15 protein-coding genes are annotated in these 13,606 nt (G+C 72.7%); 10 read left to right on the top strand and 5 right to left on the bottom strand.

Going from position 1 to position 13,606, the window contains the following annotated elements; translation table 11 throughout:
• Positions 1–10: 10 nt before the first annotated feature.
• Positions 11–298, bottom strand: a complete 288-nt coding sequence (locus tag ACH4VX_RS14735) for a zinc-ribbon domain-containing protein (protein ID WP_398367766.1) — start codon at positions 296–298, stop codon at positions 11–13.
• Positions 299–509: 211 nt separating this feature from the next.
• Between ACH4VX_RS14735 and ACH4VX_RS14730 the strand changes: the two genes are divergently transcribed.
• From ACH4VX_RS14730 to ACH4VX_RS14715, 4 genes are all read left to right on the top strand, one after another.
• Positions 510–911, top strand: a complete 402-nt coding sequence (locus tag ACH4VX_RS14730) for a VOC family protein (protein WP_398367765.1) — start codon at positions 510–512, stop codon at positions 909–911.
• Positions 912–1,122: 211 nt separating this feature from the next.
• Complete coding sequence (locus ACH4VX_RS14725; protein WP_398367764.1) at positions 1,123–1,818, top strand: TetR/AcrR family transcriptional regulator C-terminal domain-containing protein; 696 nt, start codon at positions 1,123–1,125, stop codon at positions 1,816–1,818.
• A gap of 190 nt (positions 1,819–2,008) precedes the next feature.
• Complete coding sequence (locus ACH4VX_RS14720) at positions 2,009–2,998, top strand: NAD(P)-dependent alcohol dehydrogenase (RefSeq protein WP_398367763.1); 990 nt, start codon at positions 2,009–2,011, stop codon at positions 2,996–2,998.
• 117 nt (positions 2,999–3,115) lie between these two features.
• Positions 3,116–3,382, top strand: coding sequence for a sigma factor-like helix-turn-helix DNA-binding protein (locus ACH4VX_RS14715; RefSeq protein ID WP_398367762.1), 267 nt, complete (start codon positions 3,116–3,118; stop codon positions 3,380–3,382).
• Between the two features lie 64 nt (positions 3,383–3,446).
• On the opposite strand, the gene ACH4VX_RS14710 is transcribed toward ACH4VX_RS14715, so the two are convergent.
• Entirely contained in the window at positions 3,447–4,634 is a 1,188-nt protein-coding gene (locus ACH4VX_RS14710) for an MFS transporter (protein ID WP_398367761.1), read from the bottom strand.
• A gap of 88 nt (positions 4,635–4,722) precedes the next feature.
• Between ACH4VX_RS14710 and ACH4VX_RS14705 the strand changes: the two genes are divergently transcribed.
• Positions 4,723–5,484 carry a DeoR/GlpR family DNA-binding transcription regulator gene (locus ACH4VX_RS14705; protein WP_398367760.1) on the top strand — a complete coding sequence of 254 codons (762 nt, stop codon included), beginning with the start codon at positions 4,723–4,725 and terminating at the stop codon, positions 5,482–5,484.
• Positions 5,485–5,562: 78 nt separating this feature from the next.
• Here the strand turns inward: ACH4VX_RS14705 and ACH4VX_RS14700 are convergent, their stop codons facing one another.
• A complete protein-coding gene (locus ACH4VX_RS14700) occupies positions 5,563–6,306 on the bottom strand; it encodes a hypothetical protein (RefSeq protein ID WP_398367893.1) in 744 nt (247 codons plus the stop codon).
• A gap of 364 nt (positions 6,307–6,670) precedes the next feature.
• Here ACH4VX_RS14700 and ACH4VX_RS14695 point away from each other — a divergent pair, with 364 nt between their 5' ends.
• From ACH4VX_RS14695 to ACH4VX_RS14680, 4 genes are read left to right on the top strand one after another with little or no spacing between them, the layout of a single operon-like run.
• Positions 6,671–7,243, top strand: a complete 573-nt coding sequence (locus ACH4VX_RS14695) for a hypothetical protein (RefSeq protein WP_398367759.1) — start codon at positions 6,671–6,673, stop codon at positions 7,241–7,243.
• A 2-nt stretch (positions 7,244–7,245) separates the two neighbouring features.
• Positions 7,246–8,550 (top strand): peptidoglycan-binding protein, encoded by a 1,305-nt coding sequence (locus tag ACH4VX_RS14690; protein WP_398367758.1) that lies wholly within the window; start codon positions 7,246–7,248, stop codon positions 8,548–8,550.
• Positions 8,547–9,257, top strand: a complete 711-nt coding sequence (locus ACH4VX_RS14685; RefSeq protein ID WP_398367757.1) for an ABC transporter ATP-binding protein — start codon at positions 8,547–8,549, stop codon at positions 9,255–9,257. The genes ACH4VX_RS14690 and ACH4VX_RS14685 overlap by 4 nt, the downstream gene beginning before the upstream one ends.
• Positions 9,254–10,483: an ABC transporter permease gene (locus ACH4VX_RS14680; protein WP_398367756.1), complete on the top strand. Its 1,230-nt coding sequence runs from the start codon at positions 9,254–9,256 to the stop codon at positions 10,481–10,483. Before ACH4VX_RS14685 ends, ACH4VX_RS14680 begins: the two co-directional genes overlap by 4 nt.
• A 77-nt stretch (positions 10,484–10,560) precedes the next feature.
• On the opposite strand, the gene ACH4VX_RS14675 is transcribed toward ACH4VX_RS14680, so the two are convergent.
• Positions 10,561–10,914: an SH3 domain-containing protein gene (locus ACH4VX_RS14675; protein WP_398367755.1), complete on the bottom strand. Its 354-nt coding sequence runs from the start codon at positions 10,912–10,914 to the stop codon at positions 10,561–10,563.
• 269 nt (positions 10,915–11,183) lie between these two features.
• Here ACH4VX_RS14675 and ACH4VX_RS14670 point away from each other — a divergent pair, with 269 nt between their 5' ends.
• Positions 11,184–12,848 (top strand): ATP-binding protein, encoded by a 1,665-nt coding sequence (locus ACH4VX_RS14670; protein WP_398367754.1) that lies wholly within the window; start codon positions 11,184–11,186, stop codon positions 12,846–12,848.
• On the opposite strand, the gene ACH4VX_RS14665 is transcribed toward ACH4VX_RS14670, so the two are convergent.
• Positions 12,809–13,516, bottom strand: a complete 708-nt coding sequence (locus ACH4VX_RS14665) for a response regulator transcription factor (protein ID WP_398367753.1) — start codon at positions 13,514–13,516, stop codon at positions 12,809–12,811. The genes ACH4VX_RS14670 and ACH4VX_RS14665 overlap by 40 nt on opposite strands.
• Between the last annotated feature and the right edge of the window lie 90 nt (positions 13,517–13,606).

The following is a 13,606-nucleotide window of genomic DNA, read 5'->3' as shown; positions in this document are numbered from 1 at the left end:
CCGCGACCGGCTACGACTGGTACGGCTGTTGCTGCGACTGCTGCCCGTACCCCTGCCCGCCGCCGACGGCCTGGGCCTGGAGCTGCTCGGCCTGCTCCCCGGTCACCTTCTGCTCCGCGCCGCAGAAGGTGCACTGGGTCGCGTACTTCGTCGAGACCGGGAACAGCGGCACGAAGAACAGGGTGAACTTGGTGACCCGCTTCCTGAGCGTGTGCGCGGAGGGATTCCCGCACTGCGCGCACACCAGCGTCAGTATCGCGAGCTGGTACAGATACCCCTTGGTACCAAAAATGATCATGTCGTCGTTCCTTCCCGGGCCTCGGCCCCCCGAACCACCCCACCAGATGGTGGCCGTGGTCGGCAACGTGACCGGCCACAACACTGCCGCACCCTGCACAAGCGCACCAGCCCCCGGTGTCGGCACGCTGAACCCGTGATCGAAGCCGGTGGTGACGCGGGTGTCGTCACGTAGGCAGTCCGCCCGGCCCCTGAAGAGAGAAGAGGCAACCGTGCAGATCACCGTCTCCACCGTGTCGCTCACCGTCGACGACGTGGCCGCCTCGCGACGGTTCTTCACCACCCACCTCGGCTACAAGGAGATCGCCGCCGCCGACGGATTCGCCTCACTGACCCGGGGCGACGCGGCCGTCGACATCGTCCTGCTGCGCCGGGGCACCGAGGTCCTGCCCGCCGACCAGCGCGACCGGCACGCCGCCGGAGTCATCCTGGCCTTCACGGTCACCGGCATCGAGGGCGAGGAGCGGCGGCTGCGGGAGCGGGGCGTGGCCATCACCATGCCGCTGCGCAAGGAGCCGTGGGGCGAGCGGCTCTTCCAGGTCACCGACCCCAACGGGGTCGTCGTCCAGTTCGTCGAGTGGGCGGCCCCCGAGGAGGCGGGCGCGGGCGGCTAGTCCTGTCGTCGGATTCCCGTCGTCCGCCCGGAGGGCGGGCCCCGCGGTGTCAGGTGCGTGCTCCCGGCGTGCCGGGCCCCGGCCCTCGTACCGGACGTGCCCGGGTCGGGGCCCGGTGCGTGCGGCGAGAGGGCGTGCACGGCGTCGTGGGACAGGTGGGAAGGTGACGGCAGGGCCTAGGGTGGACGTCGTACACCCGGACCGAGAGGGGATGGTGGAGATCACCGGGCAGGCCGATGCCGTCCACCGGACCCGCACCCCCCTGAGCAGGGCGCGGGTGCTGTCCGCCGCCGTCGCGCTGGCCGACGAGGGCGGGGTCGACGCGCTCAGCATGCGGAAACTGGCGCAGGTGCTCGGTGTTGTCCCCATGGCGCTGTACAAGCACGTGGCCAACAAGAACGAGCTGCTGGACGGCATGATCGACGTCCTCGTCGGCGAGATCGACCCGCCGGCCGCGGACACCGACTGGAAGACCGCGGTCCGGCTGCGGGTACTGTCCGCCCGCCGCATGCTGCTGCGCCATCCGTGGGCGTCCGGGGTCATCGAGGCGCGGACGAAGGCGCGGGCCGCGCCGACCCCCGCGGTGATGGCGTACCTGGACTCGATGATCGGGGTCTTCCGGGCCGGAGGCTTCTCGCTCGACCTGGTCCACCACGCGATGCACGTCATGGGCAGCCGGCTGCTGGGCTTCTCCCAGGAGCTGTTCGAGGACGGGGCCGGCCGTGAGCCGGACCCGGACGCGCCGTCGCCCGAGGAGATGGCCGCGCGCTACCCCCACATCACCGAACTGGCGATGGCGGTCGCCCACGACGAGGAGTCCGTCGTCGGCCGGGGCTGCGACGACCAGTACGAATTCGAGTTCGCCCTCGACCTGACCCTGGACGGTCTGGCCCGGCTGCTGCGCTGACCCCGGACGGTCCGGCCCGGCTTCCGGCCCGGTCCCTTCCCGGTCCCTTCCCGGTCCCTCCCCGGTCCCTCCCCGGTCCCTCCCCGGTCCCTCCCAGGCATCCGGCCCGGTTCCTCCCCGGCCCTTGCCAGGTGTACGGCGTACACCCATGATGGTGGGTGTACGCCGTACACCCATGAGGGGGATCCGGATGAAGGCGATCGTCCAGGACCGTTTCGGTCCACCGGACATCCTGAGGCTGGCTGACATCGACCGCCCCGAGCCCGGGGCCGGCCAGGTACTGGTGCGGGTGCACGCCGCCGCACTCAACCCCTACGACTGGCACATGATGCGCGGCGACCCGTACGCGGCCCGGCTGACGGCGGGGATGGGACTGACCCGGCCGAAGTCGCGGGTGGCCGGGCTCGACGCGGCCGGCCGGGTCGAGGCGGTCGGTGCCGGTGTGCGTGGGCTCCGGCCCGGCGACGAGGTGCTGGGCTTCTGCACGGGTGCCTTCGCCGAGTACGCGACCACCACCCCGGACCTGCTGGTTCCCAAACCCGCGCACCTGACCTTCGAGCAGGCCGCAGCCGTCCCGGTGGCGGCGGTGACGGCCCTGCGCGGCATCCAAACCGTGGGTCGGGTGCGGGCGGGACAGCGGGTGCTGGTCAACGGGGCCGGCGGTGGAGTGGGCACGTTCGCCGTGCAGATCGCCGCGAGCCTGGACGCCGAGGTCACCGGCGTGTGCAGCGCCCGCAACACCGACCTGGTGCGCTCACTGGGCGCCGCGCACGTCGTCGACTACACACGTGAGGACTTCACCGGCGCCCGCGCACGCTACGACGTCATCCTGGACAACGTGGGCAACCACTCCCTGTCCCGCCTGCGCCGGGCGCTCACCCCGACGGGCACGCTGGTGGGCAACGCCGGCGGTTCACCCGGCCGCGTGTTCGGCGCGATGGGCGCCACGCTGAGGCTGCTCGCGGCCGGCGCGGTCGCCCGGCAGCGGCTCCGGGTGATCCTTCCGGCGGTCCCGTCCGGTCCGGCCCAGGAGGATCTGCGGGCCGTCGTCGCCCTCCTCGGGTCCGGCCGCCTCACTCCGGTGGTCGGCCGGACGTACCCGCTGGCGGAAGCGGCGGCGGGTGTGCGCCGGGTGGAAGGGGGGCACGCCCGCGGCAAGGTGGTACTGACGGTGAGGTGAGGGCCGCCGTGGAGGTCGGACCGTGGGCTTCACCGCTTCCGGCCGGACGTCGTTGGCGAGGGTGCCGCCGAAGGCGCAGTCGGGGCGGGGTTCGCCGCACCCCCGCTCACCCCGGTCGTGCCGACGGAAGCGGACGGTGCGGCAGATCTCGCCGCCGCCGACGTTCAGGGCGAAGCCCAGCACGTCCGGGGCGTTCTTCTCCGGGCTGCCGATGGTGAAGTTCCTGCCGTCACCGGCGAGGTCCCGGAGGCCGCCTTCTTCGCCGACCGCACCACCCGGCGGGCGGCCGCCACCCTCGGCGTCCCCCGGGGCACGGTGAAGTCCCGCGTCCACTACGCCCCGCGCAGCCCCGGAACGGCCCTGGCGGAACGAGGCGTGCGCTGACCGCGGCTCGGGCGGTGCGGGGGAGCCTGTGCGGCCACGGGGTCAGGCCGTGCCGCACAGGCGGTCAGGCGACCGGCTCGGCCACGCGCGGCCGGTCCGAGGGGGTACGCAGGATCCCGGCCGCCGCGGCGGCGGTCGCGCAGAACAGGGCGGGGAGCAGGAAGGTGTGGTTGAGGGCCATGACGTGGGTCATCCAGCCGATGACGGCGGGGCCCGCGAGCATGCCGATGTAGCCGAGTCCGGCGACCCGGGAGACGTTGGTGCCGGCGGCCGCGGGGTCGGCGTGTCCGGCGGCGCTGAACAGTTGCGGGACGCAGCCGGACAGGCCCAGGCCGAACAGCGCCCAGCCCGCGAGTGCCGCCCAGATCCAGGGCGAGAGGGCCACGAGGATGATGCCGGCGGCGGCGAGGGCCGCGCCGTACCGCAGGACGGCGACCGGCCCGAAGCGCGCGGATATCCGGTCCGCCAGGAACCTGCCGATGGTCATGGTCGCCGCGAAGGCCCCGTAGGCGAAGGCGGCGGTGCTCTCCGACGCGCCCAGGACGGTCCTGAGGTGCAGGACGCTCCAGTCGTTGGCGGCCCCCTCGCACAGCATGACCAGCAGGGCGAGGACGGCCAGCAGCCAGATCCGGGCCGGAACGGCGCGCTTCTTCCCCTCGGACCCGTCATCGGCACCGGCCGCGGGGGCGTGCGGCACGGCGGGCAGCAGGCCGCGGGCCGACACCAGGGCGACGACGACGCCGAGACCGGCGGCGGTGGCCAGGGTCGGGAACGGGCCCCAGCCGACGTCGATGGCCGCGGCGCCGAGGAGGGCGGCCAGGACGCCGCCGACGGAGAACGTGGCGTGGAAGGCCGACATGACGGGCCGCTCGTACGCCTTCTCCACCTGTACGGCGTGCGCGTTCATGCTGACGTCGAGGGTGCCGTTGCCGAACCCGAAGAGCAGCAGGGCCACTCCGAGGGCCCATGGCTCCCGGGCGAGCCCGGGCAGGACCAGGGTCGCGCTGCACAGCACGCCGGCCAGCGGAACGACGGTGCGCGCGCCGAGCCGGTCGGACAGCCGTCCGCCGACCTGCATGCCGACGAAGGCCCCGGCCCCCAGCAGCACGAGGAACCCGCCCAGGGCCGCGTGACCGATGCCCACGCGTTCCTCGACAGCCGGGATCTGCACGACCCACAGGCCCAGCAAGGTGCCGTTGAGAACGAAATAGACGAACGTCACGGCACGGGCCACGCGCAGAGCTCTTTCCATGCGCGCACTCTAACGAACATGAGATCTGTTTGATAGATCCCTCTTCGCGCATCTTCATTGTTCGATGCGGGTGGTGTTGAATCACGGTATGACCACCGCGGAACGCCACCGTCTGATCGCCCATGCCGTCCAGGAGGCGGGAACGGCCACGGTCGCCGAACTCACCGGCCTGACGGGCGCCTCGGAGATGACCATCCGCCGCGATCTCGACCACCTGGCCGCGCAGGGCGTCCTCGAACGGTTCCGCGGCGGCGCCCGCACCCTGCTCCTGCGGGGGGACGAACCCCCCTTCGGCCTGCGCGCCCACGAGGCCGTCGACGCCAAGCGGCGCATCGCCGCCGAGGTGGCCTCCCTCATCACCGACGGCGAGACCGTCCTGCTGGACAGCGGCACGACCTGCCTGGAGGTCGCCCGCCTGCTGCGCGGACGACAGGTCACCGTGATGCCCCTGTCGCTGCAGGCGATCGACGTCCTCGGTGACGCCCCCGAACCGACCTCGCTGCTGGTCCCCGGCGGCCGGCCCCGCGCCGGCGAGGGAGCCCTCATCGGCCCCCTCACCCTCGCCTCCCTGTCGGCGCTGCGCTTCGACACCGCAGTCCTGGGCTGCTGCGGCCTGACCGCCGCCGACGGCCTGACCGCCTACGACCTCGACGAAGCGGCGGTGAAGAAGGCGGCCATCGCCTCGGCACGCCGTGTCGTCGCCGCCGCCGACGGCACCAAACTCGGCCGCACCGCCCACGCCCACGTCGGGCCGTCCGCCCTCGTCCACACCCTCGTCACCGACACCACGGCCCCCACCGACGAGCTCACCGCACTGCGGAACAACGGCACCACGCTGCGGACCGTCTGAACCCCGCCGCCGGTGCCGCCCCGCGGGTCGTCGGGCCGGGCCGGCGTGCCGGGCTTCACTCCCTCGTCCGGACGACGTTCAGCCCCCCTGAGCGTCGTCCACGAGGGTGGCGGTGTCCTCGGCCGGCGGGGCCTCGATGGTCACGGGCCGGTCGATGTCGAGGAAGGTGACGGTCAGGTCGAGCGGTCCGCCGCCGGTGCCGCCCTGTGCGCCATCGGTCTGCGCCTGCCAGCGGAACCGCTTGGCGCGGTTGTCGCCGTCGATCCACAGGTCCATGGTGAGGGCGTCGGAGACGCGCAGCCCCACGAACTGGTCGAGGCCCTCGATCCGGCGCTCCCGGGTCGCTTCGTCCGGGGCGGCGTCACGGGCGGCGCGCAGACCGTCGAAGGTGACCGTTCCCTCGTAGTGCGTGGTCCTGGTGCCGTCGACCGTCTCGGTCCCGACCATCCGCACGTCCTCGGACCCGGTCAGGAGGGTGGACTGCACGACCGGGCTGCTCTCCAGCTGACGGGGCAGGACGCCGTGGGAATTGTTGTCCACCGTGAGGCCTCCCCACGCGGCCGGGTCCGCTCTGAACCAACTCTTTCCCTTCACGGCCCTGCCGACGTACATCACCTCGTCGACGAACCGGACCGGCAGCCGGCCGCCCCCACCCCGACCGGCCGTGTCCATCTCCATGCTCATGGCCGGTGGTTCCGTCCTCATGAACGCGTCGGCCTCCAGCCGGCCCTTCTCCGGCAGGGTCCCGGTGATCCGGTAGTGGAGCGACACGATGTCCGCGGAGTTCGCCGCCGCCTTCGCCACCGCCGCCGCGGGCGTCACCCCGGACGGCTCCCCCTTCGCGGAACCACTCCCGCCGTCCCCTCCGCAGGCACCCGCTCCCCCGACGAGCAGCACGGCGGCGAACGCCGCGCCCGTCACTTTGCGCGGCACGGAACCACGCGACGAGATTTCCACAATTCCCCCCATGAGTCGGGCCGTTGAGCCACGTCAAGGCCGTGAGCGTATCCCGGTGCCGCCACCGCCGCCGCGCCGTGCGGGTGCTGCTCCGGAACCGTCGGCCGTGACGCTTCTGCGGCCGCACGGCCGGCTGACAGGTTCTTCAAGAGTTCTTCATCGGCTCCGTCCTACGGTCGGTCTGCCCGCCGCGTCCGCGGACGGGTTCGACAGGAGAGCGGGAGAACCGGTGAGGGCGAATCGGGTACTGCTGGCCGCGGCGGCCTCGGTCATGGCGCTGGCGCTGACCGGCTGTGGGGGCGACGAGGGCGAGCCGGAGATCCCGACGGCCGCGAGCGGCGGCGCGACCACGTCGTCCGCCGGCTCGGACGCGCAGGGCGGCGGGGACGACGTGGCCGCCTATGTGCGGGCGCAGCGCGAGTACGTGAAGTGCCTGCGGGAGAACGGGGTCGACGCTCCGGACCCGGATGCCAAGGGGAACATCGACTTCGGTGACAACCGGGCCCTGAAGAAGGACGCGAAGTTCCGGGCCGCCACGGAGAAGTGCGCCGACCACCTGGCGGCCGTGCCCGAGAGCATCGAGAAGGACAACCAGTCCAAGCTCACCGCCGAACAGATCGAGGTGAAGCAGCGGTACGCGAAGTGCATGCAGGAGAACGGGGCCGCCGACTTCCCCGACCCGGGCCCCGACGGCCTCGGGCAGGGGGACTGGGACCAGAGCTCCGCCGGTGCGAAGCGGGCCATCCGGATCTGCGGGCCGATCGTGGGCGTTCCGGAGTCCCCGGGCCCCGGCAAGGGCTGACCGTGACGGACACGGTGACGCAGACCGATGACGAGGCCGGAACGGTGTCCGAACCGCCGCGTGGCGGACGGGGACGGCGTACGGCGCTGATCGCCCTGGCCGTGGTCGTCGTGGCGGCGGTCGCCGTGGTGGGCGCCCTGGGCCTCGGCGGCGGCGGGGACGAGGGGCCGAGCGCGCCGCCCCGGGCCGGTTCGCTGGTTCCGGTGACCCGGGCCACGCTGACCGAACGCACCCAGGTGGACGGACAGCTGGGGTACGGCACGGAGATACCCCTGCCGGTCAAGGCGACCGGGACCGTGACCGGGCTGCCCGAAGCGGGGAGCACGGCGGAGCGCGGTGACACGCTGCTGCGCGTCGACGACCGCCCGGTGGTGCTGCTGTACGGGTCGCTGCCCATGTACCGGGACCTGGGGCTGACCACCACCGCGTCCGGGACCGGCACCGCGGACGGGACGGCCGGCACCGCGGACGGGGAAGCGGCCTCCGGCGGGCGCAAGCCGGACGGCGGGACCGGCGACACCGCCGCCGCGAACCCTTCCGCGACGCCGACGCCGACCGGGAGTGGGGACGGGACCGGGACCGGGTCCGTCACGGCGACGGAGCTCAAGGGCATGGACGTCCTGCAGTTCGAGACGAACCTGGCCGCACTCGGCCACACCGGCTTCACGGTGGACGAGATGTTCACCGCCAAGACCGCCGACGCCGTCGAACGGTGGCAGAAGTCGCTCGGGATGCCCGAGACCGGCACGGTCGGTATCGGTGACGTCATCTACTCCGCCGGCAAGGTGCGGATCGGCCGGCCGGGCGTCCGGCTCGGCGAAGCCGTCACCGAGAACGCCCTCACGTACACCGGGACGGCACGCAAGGTCGTCGTCGACGCCTCGGCCGCCGACGCCTCCTGGGCCGTACGCGGCACGGCCGTCCGGGTCCGGTTGCCGGACGGCAGGACCGTACGGGGCGAGGTGGCGTCGGTGGGCAGGCAGGCCAGTGCGCCCGAGGGCGGTTCCGGCGAGGACGGTTCGGGGCAGGGCGGAGCGACCGTGCCGGTGACCGTCACGATCAAGGACCAGAAGTCCGTGGGGCGACTGGAGAGCGGTCCCGTCACCGTCGAGTACGTCGGCCGTGAGGCCAAGGACGTGCTGACCGTCCCGGTCGCCGCGCTGGTGGCGCTGGCGGAGGGCGGACACGGGCTGGAGACGGCGGACGGCGGCTTCGTCGCGGTGAAGACCGGACTGTTCGCCGACGGCAAGGTGGAAGTAAGCGGTTCCGCGGTGCGCGCGGGACTGAAGGTGAGGATTCCGGAATGAGCGGCGGATCCCGGGCCGTCGTCGAGTTCGACGCCGTCTCGAAGACGTACCCGGGCCCGGTGGCCGCGGTCCGCGACGTGAGTCTGCGGATCGGACGCGGAGAACTGGTCGGGGTGGTCGGTCCGTCCGGCTCCGGCAAGTCCAGCATGCTCAACCTCATGGGCAGCCTCGACCGGCCCACCTCGGGCCGGGTCCTGGTCGACGGCTACGACGTGGCCGAACTGTCCGACCGCGAGGTCTCCGCGCTGCGTGCCACCCGGATCGGTTTCGTCTTCCAGCAGTTCCACCTCGCGGTCGGTGTACCCGTCCTGGACTCGGTGGCGGACGGACTGCTCTACGCGGGCGTCCCGATGCGGCGGCGCCGGGCCGAGGCGGCGGCGGCGCTGGCCCGGGTCGGGCTCAGCCACCGCGTCCGGCACCTGCCCCACCAGCTCTCCGGCGGTGAGCGGCAGCGGGTCGCCGTGGCCCGTGCCGTGGTCGGTGAACCCTCGGTCCTGCTCGCGGACGAGCCGACCGGCAACCTCGACTCCGCGTCGGGCGCGGCCGTACTCGCCCTGCTGCGCGAACTTCACGCGGCCGGCACCACCGTCGTGGTCATCACGCACGACCGTGAGATAGCCGCGCAGCTCCCGCGCCGCATCGAGATGCGCGACGGACGCCTGGTCGCCGACACGGCGGCCGGCGCGTCGATCGGGGCGACCCGATGACGGACGGCACCCCGAACTCCCACCGCGGCGAGCCGGGCGACCGGCTGCGGGCCGCCCGGCTCGGGCCCGCGGACGTCGTACGGCTCGGCGGTACGGGTCTGCGGACGCGTCCGCTGAGGGTCTTCCTCTCGGCGCTCGGCATCGCCATCGGCGTCGCCGCGATGATCGCGGTGGTCGGCATCTCCGGCTCCGGGCAGGCGGAGGTGGACCGGCGGCTCGACGCCCTCGGCACGAATCTGCTGCGGGTGGCTCCGGGCGAGTCCCTGACGGGCGAGAAGGCCCGGCTGCCGTACGAGGCCGTCCCGATGGTCCGTCGCATCCCGCCGGTGCGGCAGGTGGCCGCCACCGGCGCGACCGACGCGCACGTCTACCGCAACGACCACATCGCCGTCGGCCGGACCGGCTCGCTGACCGTGCTCGCGGCCGGCACCGATCTCCTGCCGGCCGTCGGCGGGCAGGTCCGCAGGGGACGCTGGCTGGACTCCGCGACCGACGAGTACCCGGCGGTGGTGCTCGGCGCCACCGCCGCCCAGCGGCTCGACGTGTACACCCCGGGCACCCGGGTCTGGCTCGATGGCCGCTGGTTCTCGCTGATCGGCGTCCTCGATCCGGTACCGCTGGCACCCGAACTGGACGGCGCCGCCCTGGTCGGATGGTCGGCGGCCCGGACCTATCTGCGCTTCGACGGCCATCCGTCGACGGTGTACGTCCGCGCGGAGGACAACCGGGTCGCGGCGGTACGGGCGGTGCTCCCGGCCACGGCGTACCCGGAGAAGCCGGGTGAGGTGCGGATCTCACGGCCCTCCGACGCGCTCGCGGCCCGCGAGGCCACCGAGTCGGCACTGACCGGACTGCTGCTCGGTCTCGGCGGAGTCGCTCTGCTCGTCGGCGGCGTGGGTGTGGGCAACACCATGGTCATCTCGGTACTGGAACGGCGTCCCGAGATCGGCCTCCGGCGAGCCCTCGGGGCGACCAGCGGCCAGATCCGCACGCAGTTCGTGACGGAGTCGCTGCTGCTGTCCCTCATCGGCGGTCTGGGCGGAACGGTCCTCGGGACACTGATCACGGCGGGATACGCCCTCAGCCGCGACTGGCCGACGGTGGTCCCGGCGTGGGCGAGCCTGGCGGGCATCGGCTCGACCCTGGTCATCGGCATGATCGCCGGCCTCTACCCGGCGGTCCGCGCGAGCCGGCTCTCCCCGACGGAGGCGTTGTCCGGCACATGAACGCCGCCGGATGTCCCCGGTCGGGGCCACCCGGCGGCGCGCGTCACTGCGTGGTGCCCGGTGCTGCGGAGGGTCCGTCAGAAACCGCAGTGGACGAAGCTGCCGCCGTCGCTCAGCAGGTCGTCACGGATCCAGCCGGTGACACCGGTGGCGTCGTTTCTGACGTACGTCCAGGTGTAGCCGTCGTTGCCGACGGTGTAGCAGTGGTAGTCCAGCGACTGCGTGTTGTAGGCGACGCCCTTGATGGTGCAGCCGGTGCTGGAACCGCTCCGCTCGTTGGCCCCGTTGGCCGTCTTGCCCCACGAACTGCCGTCCTTGTCGGAGACGTTCGTGCCGCACGAGGCGTGCGCGGCGGCCGGCGTCGCCAGCGACAGCGGAACAGCCACGGCGACGGCCGCGAGCACGGGTGCGAGAACCGCGAGTCGTTTCATGATGTACCCCCTGTGTGTGGTGTTGTCAGTGCCGCGTTCGCTGCCGGACGGGGCCGGAGCGGAGGCGGTGGCCTCTGCATCAGCAGGGATGCGCGCGGCCATATGTACGATCACACCGGAATTAAGGTGAAGAAATAATTCCGTTGGCGAGTGTCCGTTTTTCGTCCATGAGGGGCCCGAAAGTATCAAATTGATAGGAATAAGCCATTCCTTATGGGCGTTGGCCGATGACGCCCTCTTGAATTCCGAAAACGATTGAAGGAGGCACGGTGAGCTTTCGGATTCGCGTCCTCGGCATGCTCATGCTGGTGGCGTTGGCCGCCACCGCCGCCACCGCCTGGCTGACGCTGCGACAGGCCAACCGTCAGGTCCAGGAGACCGTCGCGGCCGGAGAGCAGGAGGTCTCCCGGATCACCGGCGCCCTGCGCGCGTACGGGTTCGCGCACGGCACCTGGGAGGGGCTCTCGCCCACGGTGACCGAGCTCGCCAGGGACACCGGCCAGCGCATCCGGGTCGTCACGGAGACGGACGTCCTGCTCGCCGACTCCGACGCCCTCGCCGGCCGGGCCCCCCGTGCGCCGAGCAGCCGGCCCGCGGTCCTGGTCGACCCGCGCCCCGCCCTGCGGTTCCCGGCGGGCCGGGCACCGCGGACCTCGGTGAAACTCACCGCCACGGCGATCGCCGACTACCGCGCGGCCGTGGCGTACGCGACCTGCCTGACCCGGGCCGGAGCGGAGCTGACGGCCGTCGCGGACGATGCCGGGATGCCCCGGATCAGCCCCGACCGGCGGCCCGCGCAGTGCGAGGAGCCGAAGCCGGGGGCGAACCCGCCGACCTCGCAGGACGTCGACGCGGTCAAGCCGTGCGGGACCGACCGACGGCCCACCGCCTGCCTGCAACGGGTGTTCGACGAACGGACCGCTTCCGTCGCCCCGCCCCGCCTGGAGATCCGCCTGGGCGTCCGCGACGAGTCACCCCCCACCCTGGCCGCCGCGCCCACCGTGGCCGTCGCGATGGGGGTCGCCCTCGCCGCCATCCTCGGCGCCCTGCTGCTGAGCAGGGCCGTACTGCGCCCCGTCCGGGCCATGACGCTGGCCGCGAAGGGACTCGGCGAGGGCGACCTGGAGCGACGGGTCCCCGTCTCCGGCCGGGACGAGATCGCGCAACTCGGCGGCGCCTTCAACCGCATGGCCGACTCCCTCCAGGCCGGCGAGGAGCGCCAGCGCCGCCTCATCGGTGACATCGCGCACGAACTGCGCACCCCGCTGGCCAATCTGCGCGGCTACCTGGAGGCCCTGCGGGACGACGTCGTCGAACCGACCCCCGAACTGCTCTCCTCCCTGCACGAGGAGGCGATGCTGCAGCAGCGGATCGTGGACGACCTCCAGGACCTCGCACTGGCGGAGGCCGGCGCGCTCACCTACCACCCCACCGAGGTCGACCTGAGGGAGCTGCTGGAAGCCGCCCGCACGGCCCATCACGCCCAGGCCGAGGCGGCGGGTGTCGCGCTCGGACTGGAGGCGGCCGGGCCCGTGTTCGTGACCGCCGACCCCGACCGCCTGCGTCAGGTCGTCGGCAATCTGGTCGGCAACGCGTTGCGGGCGACCGCGGCGGGCGGCAGCGTGACACTGGCCCTGGTCCCCCGGCGCGAGCTGGCCGTCGTGGAGGTGCGGGACACCGGCAGGGGGATAGCGGAGGAGGACCTGCCGCATCTCTTCGACCGCTTCTGGCGGGCGGACGCGTCCCGGGGCCGGGCGACCGGCGGGAGCGGCCTGGGCCTGTCCATCGCCCGCCAGATCGTGACCGATCACCGGGGAACGATCGAGGTGCGCAGCACGGTCGGGGCGGGCACGACGTTCACCGTCGTGCTGCCCGTGGTTCCGGGAGGCGGGCGTCAGGAGGCCGCGGATCCCGGACCGTCGTTGAGGCGGTAGCCCCGGCCGTACACCGTCTCCAGATGGCGCGGGTGCGCGGGGTCCGCCTCCAGTTTCCGGCGCAGGTTCATCACATGGGCGTCGACGGTCCGCTCCTGCACGCCGTGGTCGAAGCCGAAGACACGCTCGATGATCTGCGCCCGGGTGAAGACCCTGCCCGGTTCCCGGGCCAGTGCCTCCAGGACGGCGAACTCCTTGGCGGTCAGGGCCACGGGCTGCCCCGCCACCCGGACCTCGAAGCGCGCGGTGTCCAGCACCACCGCGCCGACCCGCAGCACCGCGGGCTCCGCCGAGCCGGCGGCCTTCCCCGACCGGCGCAGCAACGCCCTTACCCGCGCGGTCAGTTCGCGAGGGCTGTAGGGCTTGGTGAGGTAGTCGTCGGCGCCCAGGTCGAGACCGAGGAGCATGTCCTCCTCGGTGGTGCGGGCGGTGAGAAGGAGAATGGGAACATCCGATTCGGTCCGCAGAATGCGGCACACATCAAGTCCGTCGACCAGCGGCAGCATCACATCGAGGACGATGAGATCGGGTTTCGACGAGCGGGCCTTCTCCAACGCCGCCCGGCCGTCGCCCACGACCTGCACCGCGTTGCCTTCCCGCTCCAGATAGATCCGGACCAGCCGGGCCTGTTTCTCGTCGTCCTCGGCCACCAGAATCCGAGCGCTCACCGATTCTCCCCCAGCAGGATCCCGCGTACTCCCGAACGGTAGTGCACGACCCGTGACGACGCGCCGCCCCGCACGACGGCGGGAGCCGCA

This window comes from Streptomyces sp. NPDC020731 (assembly GCF_044334705.1).
GTDB lineage: Bacteria > Actinomycetota > Actinomycetes > Streptomycetales > Streptomycetaceae > Streptomyces.
This window is presented reverse-complemented; position numbering and strand designations above follow the sequence as displayed.